Annotated in this window: 17 protein-coding genes; 11 read left to right on the forward strand and 6 right to left on the reverse strand. The window is 64.8% G+C overall.

The window, feature by feature from the left end; genetic code table 11:
* The first annotated feature begins 273 nt into the window (after nucleotides 1–273).
* The 7 genes from FY036_RS09480 to FY036_RS09510 all read left to right on the forward strand — a co-directional run bounded on the left by FY036_RS09480 (nucleotide 274) and on the right by FY036_RS09510 (nucleotide 7,866).
* Nucleotides 274–816 carry a biliverdin-producing heme oxygenase gene (locus FY036_RS09480; protein WP_148914491.1) on the forward strand — a complete coding sequence of 181 codons (543 nt, stop codon included), beginning with the start codon at nucleotides 274–276 and terminating at the stop codon, nucleotides 814–816.
* Complete coding sequence (locus FY036_RS09485) at nucleotides 803–3,352, forward strand: HWE histidine kinase domain-containing protein (protein WP_235897609.1); 2,550 nt, start codon at nucleotides 803–805, stop codon at nucleotides 3,350–3,352. The genes FY036_RS09480 and FY036_RS09485 overlap by 14 nt, the downstream gene beginning before the upstream one ends.
* Before the next feature lie 222 nt (nucleotides 3,353–3,574).
* On the forward strand, nucleotides 3,575–4,447 hold the full coding sequence (locus tag FY036_RS09490) for a putative selenate ABC transporter substrate-binding protein (RefSeq protein WP_148914493.1): 873 nt from the start codon (nucleotides 3,575–3,577) through the stop codon (nucleotides 4,445–4,447).
* Between the two features lie 11 nt (nucleotides 4,448–4,458).
* Nucleotides 4,459–5,118: an ATP-binding cassette domain-containing protein gene (locus FY036_RS09495; RefSeq protein ID WP_148914494.1), complete on the forward strand. Its 660-nt coding sequence runs from the start codon at nucleotides 4,459–4,461 to the stop codon at nucleotides 5,116–5,118.
* Entirely contained in the window at nucleotides 5,099–6,661 is a 1,563-nt protein-coding gene (locus tag FY036_RS09500; protein WP_148914495.1) for a PhnE/PtxC family ABC transporter permease, read from the forward strand. The genes FY036_RS09495 and FY036_RS09500 overlap by 20 nt, the downstream gene beginning before the upstream one ends.
* 68 nt (nucleotides 6,662–6,729) lie before the next feature.
* Nucleotides 6,730–7,590, forward strand: a complete 861-nt coding sequence (locus FY036_RS09505; protein WP_148914496.1) for an LssY C-terminal domain-containing protein — start codon at nucleotides 6,730–6,732, stop codon at nucleotides 7,588–7,590.
* Between the two features lie 78 nt (nucleotides 7,591–7,668).
* Entirely contained in the window at nucleotides 7,669–7,866 is a 198-nt protein-coding gene (locus FY036_RS09510) for a hypothetical protein (protein ID WP_148914497.1), read from the forward strand.
* Between the two features lie 25 nt (nucleotides 7,867–7,891).
* Here the strand turns inward: FY036_RS09510 and FY036_RS09515 are convergent, their stop codons facing one another.
* The 6 genes from FY036_RS09515 to FY036_RS09540 are packed head-to-tail and all read right to left on the reverse strand — an operon-like array spanning nucleotide 7,892 to nucleotide 13,560.
* Nucleotides 7,892–8,920 carry an ABC transporter ATP-binding protein gene (locus tag FY036_RS09515; protein ID WP_148914498.1) on the reverse strand — a complete coding sequence of 343 codons (1,029 nt, stop codon included), beginning with the start codon at nucleotides 8,918–8,920 and terminating at the stop codon, nucleotides 7,892–7,894.
* A 19-nt stretch (nucleotides 8,921–8,939) separates the two neighbouring features.
* Nucleotides 8,940–9,791: a carbohydrate ABC transporter permease gene (locus tag FY036_RS09520; protein WP_148914695.1), complete on the reverse strand. Its 852-nt coding sequence runs from the start codon at nucleotides 9,789–9,791 to the stop codon at nucleotides 8,940–8,942.
* Entirely contained in the window at nucleotides 9,791–10,693 is a 903-nt protein-coding gene (locus tag FY036_RS09525) for a carbohydrate ABC transporter permease (RefSeq protein ID WP_148914499.1), read from the reverse strand. Before FY036_RS09525 ends, FY036_RS09520 begins: the two co-directional genes overlap by 1 nt.
* Before the next feature lie 33 nt (nucleotides 10,694–10,726).
* Complete coding sequence (locus FY036_RS09530; RefSeq protein ID WP_148914500.1) at nucleotides 10,727–11,971, reverse strand: ABC transporter substrate-binding protein; 1,245 nt, start codon at nucleotides 11,969–11,971, stop codon at nucleotides 10,727–10,729.
* A 21-nt stretch (nucleotides 11,972–11,992) separates the two neighbouring features.
* Nucleotides 11,993–12,796 (reverse strand): SDR family NAD(P)-dependent oxidoreductase, encoded by an 804-nt coding sequence (locus FY036_RS09535; RefSeq protein WP_148914501.1) that lies wholly within the window; start codon nucleotides 12,794–12,796, stop codon nucleotides 11,993–11,995.
* Nucleotides 12,793–13,560: a FadR/GntR family transcriptional regulator gene (locus FY036_RS09540; protein ID WP_148914502.1), complete on the reverse strand. Its 768-nt coding sequence runs from the start codon at nucleotides 13,558–13,560 to the stop codon at nucleotides 12,793–12,795. Before FY036_RS09540 ends, FY036_RS09535 begins: the two co-directional genes overlap by 4 nt.
* A gap of 149 nt (nucleotides 13,561–13,709) precedes the next feature.
* Between FY036_RS09540 and FY036_RS09545 the strand changes: the two genes are divergently transcribed.
* The 4 genes from FY036_RS09545 to FY036_RS09560 all read left to right on the forward strand — a co-directional run bounded on the left by FY036_RS09545 (nucleotide 13,710) and on the right by FY036_RS09560 (nucleotide 17,715).
* Complete coding sequence (locus FY036_RS09545; protein WP_148914503.1) at nucleotides 13,710–14,852, forward strand: mandelate racemase/muconate lactonizing enzyme family protein; 1,143 nt, start codon at nucleotides 13,710–13,712, stop codon at nucleotides 14,850–14,852.
* A gap of 44 nt (nucleotides 14,853–14,896) precedes the next feature.
* The gene (locus FY036_RS09550; protein ID WP_148914696.1) at nucleotides 14,897–15,763 is read left to right on the forward strand and encodes a DUF6772 family protein; all 867 of its coding nucleotides are present in this window, start codon (nucleotides 14,897–14,899) and stop codon (nucleotides 15,761–15,763) included.
* Nucleotides 15,763–16,098, forward strand: coding sequence for a hypothetical protein (locus FY036_RS09555; RefSeq protein WP_148914504.1), 336 nt, complete (start codon nucleotides 15,763–15,765; stop codon nucleotides 16,096–16,098). Before FY036_RS09550 ends, FY036_RS09555 begins: the two co-directional genes overlap by 1 nt.
* 138 nt (nucleotides 16,099–16,236) lie before the next feature.
* On the forward strand, nucleotides 16,237–17,715 hold the full coding sequence (locus tag FY036_RS09560) for a protein adenylyltransferase SelO (RefSeq protein ID WP_148914505.1): 1,479 nt from the start codon (nucleotides 16,237–16,239) through the stop codon (nucleotides 17,713–17,715).
* Nucleotides 17,716–17,721: the final 6 nt, after the last annotated feature.

A 17,721-nucleotide genomic window follows, 5' to 3' on the forward strand; every position in this document is an offset into this window, starting at 1 on the left:
CGCAGCATGAGGAAAAAGCGACGACATGAACGTCTGGGAGGGAAGCGTGAATAGTTTCCTTGGCTTGGGCACCCTATCCAGCGCGCCCAATAGTTACAAGCTATCGCCTGCCTGCTACCACAGGTACATGTCGGCTCAGCGTCTTTACATCCCGGCAAAGCCATAAGCGGGGGCGGTGCTGCAACTACTTCCGTCTCGCATCGGCATTAACAAATTTAACTGACAGCCGGACGTGCTGCGCATATTTTGCGCGCCGCATATCTGGAGCGGAATTTGAACGACGTAAGCCTTCGCAGCGCTTTGCGCGCGCATACATCCCATATTCATGAGCAGCTGGACGCCGCCACGCCCGCATTTGCGGACAAAACGGCTTATGTCGATTTTCTATCGAAAACGCTTCGCTTTCGTGCGGCTATGGAGCTCGTTCTGGCGCGCTGCCCGATATGGGAGCCCGATACGCTTGTGGTCGATCTCGAGCGAGATCTCGTCGACCTGGGCGTTGCGAGGCGCGATGCAAACGCGGAACCGCCACATTTTTCCGGTCTATCGGCCCAGCTCGGTGCCCTCTACGTCGTAGAGGGGGCGTCTGTGGGTGCGCGCGTGCTTTTTGCGCGCGCGGCCGCGCTGGGCATGTCGGAAAGCTTCGGCGCGCGCGCTCTGGCGCGGCAGGCACAGGACCGGCAGAGGTGGAAGCGTTTCGTTTCCGTGCTGGATGAAGCGCAGGGCGTCGACTTCGAGGCGGCGAAGAGCGCAGCGCAGCGCGCGTTCGAGTTTGCGTACCGTATTTATTCGGAGCCCGTCTTTGAATCAGCTTAAGCCCGTCGATCTGACCAACTGCGACCGCGAGCCCATTCACATACCTGGCAGCATCCAGCCGCACGGTTGCCTTCTGGCTTGCGACAGCAGCGGGGTCGTGGTGCGTCGTCACTCCGCCAACGCAGGCGAGATGCTGGGCTTTGCCGAGGCGATCAACGGACTGCCGCTGGAAACCGTTCTGGGAGCGCGCGTGACGCATGACGTCCGCAACGCCCTGGCCCGGACGCAGGAGGGCTCGCGACCCGCGCTGATCTTCGGCCGGCAACTGCAAGACGGACGAAGCTTCGACATCGCTGCGCATCGCTACAAGGGCGCGGCGATCATCGAACTGGAGCCTTCGGTAGACGATACCGCAGCGCCGCTGGAACTGGCGCGCACCATGATCGCACGCGTCAGCGCCGCCGAAAGCATCAAGCGGCTGGTGGGGGATACAGCGCGGCTGGTGCAGGCCATGCTGGGTTACGACCGCGTGATGATCTACCAGTTCGGCGCCGATGGTGCGGGCAAGGTTCTCAGCGAGGCGAAGCGCCCCGGCCTCGAAAGTTTCCTCGGCCAGTATTTTCCCGCCAGCGACATCCCCCAGCAGGCGCGCGCGCTCTACCTCAAGAACACGATCCGCATCATCTCGGATGCCGCCTGCGTCAGGATTCCGCTGAACCCCGAGCTGGATGTCTCCGGCGAGCCGCTGGATCTTTCGTTCGCGCATCTGCGTAGCGTATCGCCCATACACTGCGAGTATCTGCGCAACATGGGCGTCAGCGCGTCGATGTCGATCTCGATCATCGTCGACGGCGTGCTGTGGGGGCTGATCGCGTGCCACCACTACAGCCCGCGCACGCTGACGATGACCCAGCGCGTGGCGGCCGAGATGTTCGGCGAGTTCTTCTCGCTTCATCTTCACGCGCTGCACAACAAGCAGACGCTGGAGACAGCGACGAAAGCGCGGACCTTGTTGGACGGCCTGTTGCGCCAGGCGAGCGGGCTGGAAGACATCAACCAGATCCTGCGCGACCGGCTGGACGAGTTCGGCCAGTTCATCCCGTCCGACGGGCAGGGCATCTGGATCGACGGGCAGTGGACGGCGAGGGGATCGACGCCGCCGCCCGACGCGGTGACCGAGCTGGTGCGTTTCGCGCGCACGGCGGCGGAAGGCAGCATCTGGGCGACGCATCACCTGTCGGCGGCATTGCCTACCGCCGAAGCCTATGCGGCAGATGCCGCCGGTGTGCTGATCGTCCCGCTGTCGCAACGCCCGCGCGACTATCTGTTCTTCTTCCGTCGGGAACTGGTCCACACGCTCGAATGGGCCGGCAATCCCGAAAAGACCTATGAATCGGGCCCGCTGGGCGACCGGCTGACGCCGCGCAAGAGCTTCGCCATCTGGAAGGAGACGGTGCGCCAGCAGGCGAACCCATGGAGCGAGGCGGAACGCCAGTTCGGCGAGGCCTCGCGCGCTGCGCTTGTGGAAGTCGCCCTGCGCCATTCGGAATTGCTGGCCGACGAGCGTACGAAAGCCGAAATCCGCCAGCGCATCCTCAACGAGGAGCTGAACCACAGGGTCAAGAACATCCTTGCGGTCATCAAGTCGCTGGTGAACCACCCGACCGAGGACGGGGAGACGCTTCAGGGTTATGTAGAGACCCTTCGCGGCCGTATCCAGGCGCTGTCGCTGGCGCACGACCAGGTCATTCGCGGCGGCGGAGGCGGGGCGCTGGGCGACCTGCTCGCAGCCGAGTTGATACCCTATCAGACCGGGCGCTCCACCATCGAGTGCGACGGGCCGGGCGTCTGGATGGACGCGCGCGCCTACTCGATCATGGCGCTGGCGCTGCACGAGCTCGCCACCAACGCCGCCAAATACGGTGCGCTGGCGCGTGCCGGCGGCGTGCTTTCGGTTTCGTGGACGCTGGATGCACTGGGGGACTGCCACATCGAGTGGTCGGAGACCACGGTAACGAAGGTCATGCCGCCGAAGCGGCGCGGCTTCGGCAGCACCCTCATCGAACGCAGCGTGCCTTACGACCTGGGCGGCGAGAGCAGGATCGAATATCGGCCGAACGGGGTTCTGGCGCGGCTCCGCATTCCTGCGCGTTTCGTCAGAGCCCATGACGAAGAGCGGCGAAAGCCGCCCGAACCCGCGGCAAGAACATTGCCGGCATCCACCGACCTGAGCGGTGCTCGCGTGCTGATCGTGGAAGACCAGCTGCTCGTCGCCATGGATCTGGAGACGATCATCGAAGACGCGAAGGCGACGGTGATGGCGACGGCAAGCTCGGCGCGAGAAGCCATCAGCGTGCTGGATCGGGAACTGCCGGACGTTGCGATCCTCGACGTCAATCTGGGCGAAACCTCTTCCGAGGTCGTGGCACAGCGGCTGAGCGAGCGGGGCGTGCCCTTCATGTTCGCCACCGGATACAGCGACGGGGGCGCGATCCCCGCGCAGTTCTCGAACGTGCCCATCGTGCGCAAGCCTTACGAGGCCATGGCGATCCTGCGCTGCGCGGCAAGGCTGCTGGTAGAGCGCAAGGACAGGTGACGCTTCGACCGGGCACCGTCTCGCCCGGCCAGGCAACCGGTGGTTGACACGACCCTCTCACCGGCTAGATTTCAAATCAGCCCTAGGATCAGGCCGCTGATGCGCCGTGCGCGCTCATGTCCAAAGGACATCTGGCGGTCGAAGCGGCGGACAACACGGCAACAGGCCGTCCGCAATTCCGGTCGTTCAGGCGCAGTCAATTTTCTCTCTGGAGGATACGATATGCTTCGCCTGATCGGCGGTGCGGTCGCTGTTGTCGGCTTGATGTTCGGCACCGCGACAGCCAGCGCCCAATCCACGCCCACGCTCTATTTTTCCGCTATCCCCGATGATGACGAGACGCGCCTTATGGAGCGTTTCGGCAACGTCGCGGCCTATCTGTCGGAACAGCTCGGCGTGCCCGTCGAATACGTTCCCGTGAAAAGCTATGCGGCCTCGGTGACGGCGTTCCGCAACGACCAGATCCAGCTCGCATGGTTCGGCGGGCTTTCGGGCGTGCAGGCGCGGCTGGCCGTGCCCGGCTCGCAGGCGCTGGCTCAGGGCGACGAGGATATGAAATTCATCTCCTATTTCATCGCCCACGAAAGCACGGGACTGGAGCGTTCGGAGGATTTTCCGGCCGAGGCCAAGGGCTTGAGCTTCACCTTCGGTGCGCAGACCTCGACATCGGGCCGCCTGTTCCCCGAATTCTACATCCGCGAGGAGACGGGCGAGGCGCCTGACGACTTTTTCTCGCGCGTCGGCTTTTCGGGCGACCACGGCCAGACGTTGCGGCTTGTTGCGACCGGGGCGTTTCAGGTCGGAGCGCTGAACTACACCGTCTACGACACGGCGGTAGCGGAGGGCGCTCCGGAAGCGGAAACGACGCGTATCATCTGGCAGACCCCGCCTTACCCCGACTACAACTGGACCATCCGTGGCGATGCGGACGAACGGTTCGGCGAAGGGTTCAGCGAACGGGTCAAAGCCGCGCTCATCGGCATGGACGATCCGGAGCTTCTCGCCTCGTTCCCGCGGGCGGCGTTCGTGGAGGCTTCAAACGAAGATTACGCGCCGATCGAGGAGACGGGACGAGCGCTCGGCATTCTCGACTAGGCGTCCGATCCATGCTGCAGTTCAGCGGCGAGGCGCTCGCCTATGGCGACCACACGGTTCTCTCGGGCGTAGATTTCAATCTGCGCCCGGGCGAACGCGTCGTGTTGCTGGGGCGCAGCGGCGCGGGCAAGAGCACGCTGCTGAACGCCTCCTATCGCCGCCTGGCCGAAACCCATCCGGACATCGCGCTGGTGCCGCAGGAGCATGGGCTGGTGCCGCAGCTCTCAGTCTTTCACAATGTCTACATGGGGCGCCTCGACGCCCATGGGGCGCTCTATAATCTCGCGAATCTGGTCTGGCCCTTTCCCGCGCAGCGGCGCACCGTCGCCTCCGTGCTTGAAACGGTCGGTCTGGCAGGTTTCGACCGCAAGGCCGTCGAGAGCCTGTCGGGCGGACAGAAGCAGAGGACTGCGCTGGCCCGCGCGATCCATCGGGGCGGCCGCGTCCTGATCGGCGACGAGCCGGTGTCGGCGGTGGACGAGCGCCATGCCGCGGCTCTCGTCGACGAACTCGCAACACGCTTCGAAACGGTGCTTCTGGCACTCCATGACGTTGGGCTGGCACGCCGTGTCGCCACGCGACTGGTGGGCATTCGCGCCGGGCGCATCGTCTTCGACCTGCCCTCTGCCGAAGTTTCCGACGGCGACATCCATGACCTCTATCGCGCCTGAGCGCTTGCGCCTTCCACGTTTCGGCCGGCTGGGAACGGCGGCCGCCTTCGTCGTGCTGGCGGTCGCACTTCTGCCCGCCGCCGACTTCCGCATTTCAGGGCACGACCCATGGGCCGAACTGGCGAGGATGGGGCAGGGCCTGCTTTCTCCGGATTTCTCGGCGATCGGCACATTGGCCAGAGCCGCCGCCCTCACAGTGGCGTTCGCCATCTGCGGCGTCGCGCTGGGGGCATCGACGGGCTTTGCGCTGGCGCCTCTCTATCGCTTCGCGCCGGTGCGGTTGTTCTGTGTCGCGATACGCTCCATCCATGAGCTCTTCTGGGCGATCCTGCTGCTTCAGATCACCGGCCTGTCGGTGACGACCGGCATCCTCGCTATCGCGATCCCCTATGCCGGCATCTTCGCGAAGGTTTTCTCCGAATATCTCGACGAGGCCGACCCTCGCCCCGCGGCCGCCATGCCTCCGCGTGCCGATTTCATATCGGTGCACTTCTTCGCCCGCCTGCCGCTGGCGGCGCGAGAATTTCAGGTATACCTGCTCTATCGGCTCGAATGCGGTCTGCGCTCCAGCGCGGTGCTTGGATTCGTCGGGTTGCCGACGCTGGGCTTCGAGCTGGATACGTTCTTCAAGCAGGGAATGTATGGCGCGGTCGCCGCCGTGCTGATCATCTACTACGTGCTGATCGCGACGATGCGGCTGTGGATGCGCTGGCCGCTCGCCCCGTTTTATCTGCTCGCATCGATAGGCTTCATGGCGACGCTGGCGAGCCCGCCCATGGCGCCCGGCGCGCTGATCCGGTTTGTGACGAGCGACATCGTGCCGGCCCCGTTGCGCAATGGCGATTTGGGTGACCCGGAGACCTGGGTGCGCTTCGGCGACTGGCTGCACATGCTGCTATTCCAGCAAGCGCTGCCGGGGCTGACGGCCACGATGATCGTGGCTCAGCTTGCGCTGGTCGTTGCCGGGTTCGTGGCGCTAATCGGCTTTCCGCTGCTGGTGGTCCCGGTCGTCGGGCGGTTCGGCTCGGCACTCGGCCATATCGGCCTGGTCGTCGGACGCTCGACGCCGGAATACATGCTTGCCTACATCGCGCTGCAGATATTCGGGCCGTCGATGCTGCCGGCGGTCATCGCGCTCGGGTTGCACAACGGCGCTATCATCGCGCATCTGCTGGGCCGGCAGTCGGCCCATGTCCACGAGAACCTGCGGCCGGACGCGCCGCGCGGGCTCGTGCTCTACGCATACGAATTGCTGCCACGCATCTATGGCTCGTTCCTGGCCCTCTGCCTGTACCGGTGGGAGATCATCGTCCGCGAATCCGCCATCGTCGGCCTGCTGGGGATTGCGACGCTTGGGTTCTACGTAGACCGGGCCATACAGGAGATCAGGATAGACCGTGCGATCGTGCTGCTGCTCGTCACCATGCTGGCGACGGTGGCGATCGACGCCATTTCGCGCAGGCTGCGAAAGGCGATCGGCATCGACGGCCTGGTCTCCAGGCGGGATCAGGTGCCGGGAGCGACGGAAGCCAGGCTGGCGTGAGCATGCGCAGCTACGGCTGAAGTGCGCGCAGCTTCCGCTGGCAAAGCGTTCGCGCTTATCATGCTCGAATGACCCGCACCGCCCGCTGGATGCAACGCGCCTTCATATTCCTGATCGCTTCGGGAACGCTGTGGTTCATCGTCACCCAGATATTCGAGCGGATCGACCAGCGGGTTCCCGTCTTCGTCGCGCTGTTGCTGACATACGTGATCGCGGCCTATCTGGTGCTGCCATGGATCGTTCGCGCGAGCGTAGCCGTTCTGCGGCGCAACCGGATACCCAGGGTAACGCGCGCCGCCGACGGTCTGGCCGCCGACCCTGTAAACGTGGTGCTGATCGGCCGGCAGGAGCAGCTAGATGCCGCGTTTGCGGCTGCCGGATGGCATGTCGCGGATGCGCTGACGTTTCGCTCGGCGGTGAAGATGGCTGTCAGCTTCGTACTGAACCGTTCCTATCCGACCGCGCCGTTCAGCGCGCTCTATCTGTTCGGCAGACGGCAGGACATCGGCTTTCAAGAGGACGTGGGCGACAGCCCGAGGAAAAGGCATCACATCCGCTTCTGGGCAGCGCACGCCGACCTGGAGGAGGCAGGCGGCGACCCGGCCTACTGGACCCGCCGGCCGCACATCGACCCGGCGCGATCCCATGTCTGGGTCGGAGCCGGCACCACCGACACCGGCTTCGGCTTCCAGTCCATGACATGGCAGATCTCGCACCGGGTGGATCGCGACGCAGACGCCGAGCGCGAGCATGTCGTCGCGGCGCTGCGGGCGGCGGGATGGGTGGCTGACGAGCGCTATATCGAACCCGGCGAACCGGTGGGCACCCGGTTCGTCACGGACGGTCGAATATTCCATGCACGCCTGCTTTCCCTCGGATCGAAGCGGGGCAGTCGGACGGGAGCCGACGATGACGGGATTGCGACCTGAAGATTGGCATCGACGAGGCCCCTGGAGCGTCATAGGATGGCTGTCGTCTGCAACCGGTTCCCAGCCCTGGAGGTTGTCATGGCTGCTTTGGGTGACAGAATGCCCCCGATCGTCAACAAGGCCGCGGCGCTGTTTGCGATCGTCGTCGGCTTCCTCATCGCTGCCGAAGGCTATCGCACCGGCTCCGGATGGATCATCCTTGCCGGCGTCGCCGCGCTTGGCATCGGGCTCGCCCTGCTTGCGCTGAAGATATCCCGGCGCAACCGCGGGGCCTGAACCGCTGAAGCGAAGGCGAGGGCGCTCAGCCGTGAAGGTTTCGTTGCGCCCTGCCGTCAGCGCCGAAATGGTGCAGATCCTTGCTTGCCGCGACCAGCCCCACTCTGGCGTCTGCCTCCGGTGAATCGCCGTCGATGACGACGAGACAGGTCTCGCCACTGTCCAGGGCAACGTGGAGCAGCGAGGAGGCCCCGGTATATTCGGTGATGACGACCTTGCCGGAAAGTTGGCCCCTGTCGGGCGCGACGATGGAAAGGTGCTCTGGCCGGATGCCGACGCTCGCCGTGCCGGCCGGCTGCGCGCCGAAGCCCGCGGCCGAAGCTGCCGGGAGTATGTTCATCTTCGGGCTGCCGATGAACTGCGCAACGAAGATGTTGTCCGGCCGCTCGTAGAGTTCGCGCGGGCTTCCGACCTGCTCGACGAGGCCGTCGCGCAAGACCACGATCTTGTCCGCCAGCGTCATCGCCTCGACCTGGTCATGGGTGACGTAGATCATGGTGTTGCCAAGGCGCTTGTGCAGCGCTGCGATCTCCGAGCGCATATGGACCCGCAGTTCGGCGTCGAGGTTCGACAGTGGTTCGTCGAACAGGAACACGTCGGGATGTCCGACGATGGCGCGGCCTATTGCGACGCGCTGGCGTTGCCCGCCCGAGAGTTCGCGCGGAAAGCGCTCGAGAAGGGCATCGAGCTTGAGGAGGGCGGCCGCTTCGGCGACGCGCCGCTCGCGCTCCGGCCCCGGCACCTTCCGCACCTTGAGGCCGAAACCCATATTGTCGCGCACGTTCAGGTGCGGGTAGAGCGCGTAGGACTGGAATACCATGGCCACGCCGCGCTTGGCCGGCTGCACCTCGTTGACGACGCGGTCGCCGATGCGCAACTCGCCATCGGTGACGTCTTCCAGACCCGATATCATGCGCAGCAGCGTGGACTTGCCGCAGCCCGACGGCCCGACGAAAACCACGAACTCGCCGTCGGCGACGTCGAGATCGACGCCGCGTATGACCTCGACCCGGCCGAAGCGTTTCTGGAGATTGCGAAGTGTGAGGCTGGACATGGCGTTTCCGTAGTTCAGGTCAGCCCTTGACCCCTGACAGGGCGAAGCTCTCGATGATCTGACGCTGGGCCATCAGGTAGACGATGAGAATGGGCACGACGGCGAGCGTGGTGGCCGCAAGCTGCAAGTGCCACAGCGGCGAGCCGTAGGGATCGGTGAAGTTGGACAAGGCCAGCGGGAGCGTGAATTTCTCCAGCGACGAGATGAAGATCAGCGGCTCCAGAAACAGGTTCCACGAGTTCAGGAAGGTGATGATGGCGACGGCGGCCAGCGCCGGGCGCGACATAGGCAGCGCGATGCGCCACCAGATGCCGAAGCGCGACAGCCCATCCATTTTTCCGGCTTCCTCCAGCTCCTTCGGCAGTGCCAGGAAATACTGGCGCATGAGGAACGTCCCCACGATCCCCTGCGGGCCGAAGACGGGCAGCAGGATCAGCGGCCAGTGCGTGTCGCTGAGACCCAGCCAGCGGATGAGGAAAAAGTTCGGGATGATGGTCACCTCTTCCGGGACCATCAGCGCGGACACCAGAAATAGCGCGACGAGTGCGGCGCCGGCGAAACGCAGCCGCGCCAGCGCGTAACCTGCGAGCGACGAGATGAACAGCGTCAGCGCGGTGACGGTGACGGCGATGTAGAGCGAGTTGAAATACTGCCTTGCAAAGGGCTGGTAGTTGAAAACCTCGACGTAGTTGTTCCAGCGAAACGAGGTCGGGATCAGGCTCGGCTGCCCGAATATCTCCAACGGCCCCTTCAGGCCCGAAGAGATCATCCAGAGAAACGGGAACACGAACGGGATCGCGACGATGCAGAGCGAGATGGTCCAGCAGACCTGCTTGACCAGCCTGAGCTGGGACTGGGTGAGGGAGCCGATCACGTGTCCCTCCTGCGCAAGGCGAGCTGAACGATCGTCAAAGCCATGACGATAACGAACATGATCATGGCGAGCGCCGAGGCGTAGCCGACATCGAAGAACTGGAAGCCCTGCTGATAGATGTAGAAGGCGAGGACAAGCGTTCCGTTCTCGGGTCCGCCACCCGTCATCAGGTAGATGTGGTCGAACACCTTGAACGAGCCGATCGTGGTGATGACCATGATGACGAGCGTCGTCGGCCCGAGCAGCGGCCAGATGATCATGCGGAATATCTGCCAGTTCGACGCGCCCTCGAGCCGCGCCGCCGCTTCGTAGTCGCGTGGGATGGCCTGCAGCGCGGCGATGTAGAGTATCATGTTGAGCCCGACCATCTTGATGACCCGGGTCACGATGACGGCGACCATCGCCCAGTCGGGCTCGCGCAGCCAGTTGGGTCCCGATATGCCGATGCCGGCCAGCATCTGGTTGACGAAGCCGGCTTCGCCCTGCAGCAGGAATTTCCAGACGATGGCCCACGCGACAGCCGACGTGACGACGGGCGCGAAGAAGACGGTGCGGAAGAAGATGACACCCGGAAAGCGCCGCGACAACGCCAGCGCGAGCCCAAGGGCGAGCGCCATGTTGAGCGGCACGAGGCCTATCGCGAAGACGATGGAGTTGCGTACCACCTGCCAGAAATCGGGATTGCGCAGCAGCGCGTCATCGTAGTTGTCGAGCCCGACGAAGGTGGTCTGCTGCGACAGCAGGTTCCACTCCGTCAGCGAATACCAGACCACCGCGAACAGCGGCCCGACGAAGAAGATGAGGAAGCCGACAAGCGTGGGGCTCAGGAAGAGCCATGCTTCCATCGCCTCGCGCATTTTCAGCGTGAGCCACGGCGCGCGTTCCCCGCGCGCCGTCATGCTTGTTGCCGGCTTCCCCGCCACTCAAGTCCCCTAGAGCTGGGGCTGGATGGCCGCGCACACGGCCTTCAGCGCCTCTTCGACATTCGCGTCCGCCCGCCACAGGGCGTCCACGCGCGGCTTCATCGCAGCGAGCAGCTGTGGGCTGCGCTCGTGGCTGGGCAGCACGCTGCCCTTGGCGATGGCGTCGCCGACGATTTCCATCTGTTCGGCCGGGATGAGCTTGTTGGATGCGGTGAAGGCCTCGCTCGACAGCACGCTGTTGCGCGCCGGCGGAAAGAACTGCGCCATCTCGGCAACGTTCGCCTCGTTTGTCATGTGAGCGACGAATTCGGCGGCAAGCTCCTTCTGGCGGCCCGCGGCGAAGACGACGATCGCGGCCTGGCCGATAACCGGCGCTTCGCCGCCGGGGCCTGTCGGCAGCGGCGCTATCCCCCAGTTGAAGCCGGCGTCGGGCATCAGCGAGGCGCGCGAGATCTGGTTGATCGTCATCGCGGCATTGCCGGAGAAGTAGTCGCCGTTCTCGCCGGGCGGCACGATGGATTTGTCCGTGAACACCATGTCGTGCAACTGCTGTACCGCAGCCACGGCTTCGGGCTTGTCGAAGCCGCATTCGCCGTTCGACCACACATCACCGCCATAGGCGCGGATCGGCGGCATCAGGGCGTGCATGATGCGCGTGTCGTAGCCCTGGCCGTCCTTGAACTCGAAGCCCCACTTGCCGTTGGCCTCGGTCAGGGCCTTGGCGACTTCCTGGAACTTGTCCATGTCCCACTTGCCCTTTTCGGCCAGAGCCAGCGGGTCCTCGAGACCTGCGCTGTCGAACATGTCCTTGTTGTAGAAAATCACGAAAGGCGAGGTGGAGAAGGGTACGCCCCAGACCTTGTCGTCCGCCGTCCAGAGGCCCATCGCAGGTTCGGAGAAGTCGGCGAGGTCATAGCCCTCGGCGGCATTCAGTGCGGGCGCCAGATCCTCCAGCACCCCGGCATTGGCGAAGGTGGAGGCGGCATCCTCCATCATCCAGCCGGCATCCGGCGGATTCCCGCCGGCAAGCTGGAACGTCAGCTTCTGCGTGTAGTCGCCGGCCGGGATCGTCTCGTATCGCACGGTGACGTCCGGGTGTTTCTCCTTGAAGCTCTCGGCGATGCCGTTGAGCATGGCGAGATGTGCTTCGTTGCCGGTCCAGACGGTGAAGCGCAGTTCAGCCGTCCATGCCGGCGACGAACCGAGCATCAGCGCGAATGTGGATGCGGCCAGTATTCCCTTTGCGGCTTTCATGGGTCTCCTCCCTGGATTGTGTCAGCCGTTTGCGAAAGTCTTGTCCTCTGCGGGCAACGCGCCGGGCGCGTCGCCGATGGTCCAGCCGCCATTGACCGGCAGGTCGGCGCCCGTAACGTAGGCGGCCGCGTCGGAGCACAGGAACAGCACCGGACCCACGAGGTCCTCGGGGCTGCCGGCCCGACCGGCGGGAATCTTTGCCGTCACCGCCCGGCGAAATGCCGGGTCGGCATACCGGGCCGCGTTGTGCTCCACCTCGATCGCACCGGGCGAGACGACGTTCATCGTCACCCCGCTGGCGGAGACCTCGCGCGCCAGCGCGCGGACGGCCGTGAGTTGCGCAGCCTTCATTGCCGCGTAGGCGATCGTCTCGGCACGCGGGCGTTCGGCCATCACGCTGCCGGTTGCCACCACCCGACCCCAGCCCCGCGCAGCCATCGGCGGCACCAGATGCTGCGCCAGCGCCAGCAGCGAAAGGAAGTTGGCGTTGACATGCGCCATCACATGCGGAGCCGAAGCCTCCTGCCACGGCACGCGCCGTTCGATGGCGGCGTTGGCCACGAGAATGTCGATCGGACCGTGATTGGCCAGGACGTCGGCGGCAAGCGCCTCGGCCGCTCCGCCGCGTGTGAAATCGGCCTCGACCATCACTGCCCCGCCAGCTGCTTGCGCCACATCGGCAGCTCCGGCAGGATCGCCGAAGTGGTGCACGACAACCTGCGCGCCCTGCTCGAACAGGCCGAGCGCGATGGCCCGGCCGATGCCCGAACTCGCGCCGGTGACGAATGCGCGCCGTCCTTCGAGCGAGAAGCGGCCGCTGGTCATCTTCCGCGACCTTTTTCCGCCTTGAGCTTGCCCGTCACTTCGAGCGAGGCGATGTCGGCGGCTTCGTAGTGTCCGGCGATGGCCTGCTCGGCGCGCGCGCCATCTCCGTCCGCGATAGCCTCGTAAAGCGTACGGTGTCGCTCGATCGTCGCTGCCCAATCGGCCAGCGAGCGGTTGGCGCGGCGGGAGAACAGTTCCGACACCTCGCGCTGCACCGAGCGCATACCCTCCATCTGCACGCGGATCATCGAATTGCCGGTCGCCATGGCGAGGCCGACATGGAAAAGAATATCGGCCTCGGTGAAGGCCGCCGCATCGCCCAGACCGGACTGCATTTCGTCGAGCGCGCGCTGCATGGCGGCCATGCCGGCCTTGTCGCGGCGCTGCGAGGCGAGGCGGGCGATGCCGGTCTCGATGACGCGTCGCATCTCGTTTGCCTCGCGCAGCCTCGTAAGGCTGGAACGGACCGCATAGCCGTAGATTTTTTCCAGCGGTTCGCCGTTCAGCGCCTTCGCACGGGCGACCTTGCCCTGCTGCGTGAAGATGAGGCCGGCCGAGGTGAGCTGGCGCAGAGCCTCACGGGCGATGGGTTTGGAGACACCGAACTCGCGGGCGATTTCGCCCTCGGGCGGCAAGGGTTCGCCAGGCGCGATGCGGCCGTCGAACAGGGCGGCCGCGATTGCGTCCGAGACGGTGTCTGCAAGGCGTGCGGGGCTGGCAGGCCTTGCGGCGAACAGCGGCTTTCTGTCCGGTTCCGTGTTCATCGTCCTCCCTCCCGGCTCGTCACGATCGCAAATCGGTAACACGACGTGCTCCAACTTAGCAACTAAGTTTTTCAGTTGCCAAGTAACCTGGTTCGCGGCTACAGATTGCGCCAACCGGCGAACGGCCGGCGAACGAGGAGGGACGACGGGTGAGCGAGAGTGCAGACAGCGGCGCGGATATCCGCATCAGCGACATCATCGCCCATCCGCTTACCCAAGAACTGCCACGGCCGACGGTGACCTCCTGGGGCAAATACACCGAGGTCTCGATCGTGCTGGTGGAGGTGCGCACCGATGCGGGCATTACCGGCGTGGGTGAGGCGCTTGCCCGCTTCTCGCCCAAGGCCTATGCCGACCTGATCGAAACCTCGCTCAAGCCGCGCCTGATTGGCCAGGACCCGACGGCCATCACCGCCCACTGGAACACGATGCGTCGCGCGCTTTCAGGGCGCGCCGGCGGGATGCTGTTCGAGGCGATCTCCGGCGTCGACATCGCGCTGTGGGACATTCTGGGCAAGGTAGCCAACATGCCGATACACCGGCTGCTGGGAGGCATGGGCCGGACGGAAGTTCCCTGCTACGCGGCCTCGGTGAACTGGGGCGACGACGATTTCATGGATCGCGAGCTCGACCGCTATCTGGAAAAGGGGTTCCCACGCATCAAGGTCAAGATCGCCAATCCGGTCAAGGATGCCTGCCGACGCATCAAAAGGCTGCGCAGGCGCGCGGGCGACGACATCGACCTGTGCGTCGATGCCAACTGGGCCTACACGCTGGAAGAGGCCGTCGAGGTGGGCCGGGCGCTAACCGACAACCGCTATTTCTGGTTCGAGGAGCCGCTGCGCCCCGAGGACGAGACCGGCTACGAGGAGCTTCACCGCCGTTGCGGCACACCGCTGGCTGCCGGCGAAAGCAACTACACGCTCGACCAGGCCATGCGGCTCGTGTCGAACCGCACCCTTTCCTATCTGCAGCCCGACGTTGCGCGCTCCGGCGGCATCAGCGAGACGCGGCGCATGGCGGAATTCGCTGCCGCCCACGACGTGCAATATGCCCCGCATATCGGCATGTCGGGCATCATCTGCGAGACGGCGAGCGTGCATCTCGCTGCCGCCATGCGCAACGTCAAGGCGATGGAATGCGAGACGGACGAGAGCCCGTTCAAGACCTGGATCACCGGGCAGGCTCCCGGCGCCGACCGCCAGAAGAACGGCATGCTGCCGGTGCCCACAGGCCCCGGTCTCGGCATCGAGGTCGACTGGGACGCCGTCAGGCGGCTGCGGGTTCAGTGAAAGGCGGACAGATGAGCCAGACCACGACCGAAATCACCGAGGCGCTGCGGGTTGCGCTGCTGCGCGCCGACCCGAAGCTGTCGCGGTTCGATCCGCTGCCGCGCATCATCAGCCACGATGCGTTCGCCGACGGCCATTGCGGCTGGTCGCAACTCGTCGGCAATTACGAGGACGATCTGGACACCATGCTGCCGGGCTATGCCCAGCACACCAGCGCCATGCTTTCGACGCTGGCCCATTGGGACGCCGGCTCCCATGGGGGCATGGGCTCGTCCTATGCGCTCAAGATCGCGACCCGGCCGCGCAAGGGCGCCCAGAACGTCGCCATCAAGCGTCACACTTTCCGGCATCGCGGCAAAATCCGTTTCGAGACCTATTTCACCTTCAAGCCCGAGGCGGCCGAACTCAAGCTTTCAGAAACCGACGTGCGCTCGATCGGCTTCCTGTTCGACCTGCAGGCCGGCGACACCGACGCCGGAGCCGAGCGGGTGATGCCGCACCTGCGCTTCCTCAATGCCCTCGACGGAAAGCACGTTCAGAAGTGGCAGTTCAAGCACCGGACGACCGAGTTCAAGCCCATCGGCAAAACCGACAAGACGCTCAGCCACTATCATCTCGCCCCCGATGACTGGGAAGACCTGCCGGGCGGCACGCAGCGCCTGTGCTACAACGAGATCCCGACCAAGGTGAACTGGACCTATCTGCGCTTCGACTTCGATCTCGACACGATGAAGGCGCTGGACTTTCAGTGCAACGACCGCGTGTTCGACATGTCCGGCTTCGAATCGATTCGGATGCCCGCCATGAAGAACCTGTGGTGCATGCTCAACTTCGCGCTGTTTGCGGAGACCGATACCGACCGGCGGGCATTCCTTTATGTCGATTCCGTCTGCATTTCGGGAGATTTCTGATGCTGCCCGAAAACATCACCGCGATCATCGCCCGCAACGAGACCTGGCGAGGCAGTGCGGCTACCGAACCGCACGAGGCCGGGTGGGCTCGCGAAGCCACAATCTTCGTACGCGCGCTGAAGGAGCCGAAAGGACCGCAGCCCGATGCCCGCGTGGAGATATCTCCCGACGGCATGAACTGGGTGGCTGAAGGGACGCAGGCGGCGATGCCGACGGCCCGCGACGGCATCGCCGTGCTGCGTGTCGCCCATTTCGGTAACTGGCTGCGCGTTGCGGCGGATTTCGAGAAGGGCTCGGAAAGCGTCGTACTCGTGACCATGCACTTGAAGGCATGACGTCGCCGGGGAGGCCGGACAATTCGCAGCAGCCACGCTGAAGCCCATCTCTGACCGAGCCGAAGTCGACAGGAGTTGCTGGTCGGCGATCGGCAGAGCACCTATGTAGTGATATCCCGAACCAGCAACGAGGATGTCATGCGCCCCGCCCGCTTTCAGCACAGCTATGCCTCCGATCTTCCGGACCGGCTCTATGCGCGCACGGACCCGTCTCCGGTCTCGGCACCCCGTCTGCTTGAGTTGAACGAGAATCTCGCGACCGAACTCGGCCTCGACGCAGACTGGCTGCGCAGCCCCGATGGTCTGGAGCTTTTGGCCGGTGTTCGCTTCCCGGCCGACGTGCACTCGATCGCGCAGGCCTATGCAGGCCACCAGTTTGGCAACTTCGTGCCACAGCTCGGAGACGGCCGCGCCCTGTTGGTGGGAGAGCTGGTCGATACCAACGGAAAGCTGCGTGACCTGCAGTTGAAGGGGTCGGGTCAAACGCGGTTCTCGCGCAATGGTGACGGACGGGCAGCGCTCGGCCCCATGATGCGCGAGTACGTCGTCAGCGAGGCGATGTACGCACTCGGGATTCCAACCACGCGAACCCTGTCGCTGGTTGCCACCGGGGAGCAGGTCTACCGCGAAACCAGGCTCCCCGGCGCGCTGATAGGGCGCGTCGCCGCGAGCCACATTCGCGTCGGCACGTTCCAGTTCCTTGCCGTGCGGGACGACACCGCCGGCCTGAGGGCATTGGCCGACTATGCCATTGCGCGGCATTACCCGCATCTGGCGGATGCGCCGGACCCCTATCTCGGGCTCCTCAACGCCGTTGTCGAGGCGCAGGCGAGACTGGTGGCGTACTGGATGCTGGTCGGCTTCATCCACGGCGTGCTCAATACCGACAACGTCGCCATCTCCGGCGAGACGATCGACTATGGCCCATGCGCATTCATGGACGCCTATCATCCCGCCACCGTGTTCAGTTCCATCGATCGCGACGGCCGCTACGCCTATGTCAACCAGCCCCGCATCACGGTGTGGAACCTGGCGCGACTGGCTGAAGCGCTGCTGCCGATCCTGGGCACTAGCGTCGATGGAGACGACGATGGACTGGAGCAGGCAAAAGCTGCGATCGGATCGTTCCAGGCGCGCTACGAGACGGCCTTTCACGAAGGCATCCGCCACAAGATCGGTCTGTTTTCCGAACAGCCCGGCGACCTCGAGCTCGCGGCCGACCTGCTCGACCTGATGGCGCGGAACGGCGCCGATTTCACCCTGACATTTCGTGGTCTCGCCGATGAGATCGACGGCGTCGGGCCGGTGCGTGACCACTTCATCGACCCCACTGCCTTTGACGGCTGGGCGAAGCGCTGGCGTGAACGGCTGGCTCGAGACCCGGAAAATACGCCTGACCGGGCCGCTCGTATGCGCAAGATCAACCCGAAATACATCGCGCGCAATCACCGCGTCGAAGCCGCCATAGTCGCGGCCACGGATGACGGCGATCTTGGTCCTTTCCGGCGCCTGCTGAGCGTCCTGGCCTGCCCATTCGACGAGCAGCCCGAGATGGAAGAGTACGCGCAGCCGCCCGCTCACGAGGAGCGCGTGCTCCAGACATTCTGCGGCACGTAGCGCGCA

Origin of the sequence: Neoaquamicrobium microcysteis (genome assembly GCF_008180155.1) — a bacterium.
In the GTDB taxonomy this organism is placed as follows: domain Bacteria; phylum Pseudomonadota; class Alphaproteobacteria; order Rhizobiales; family Rhizobiaceae; genus Aerobium; species Aerobium microcysteis.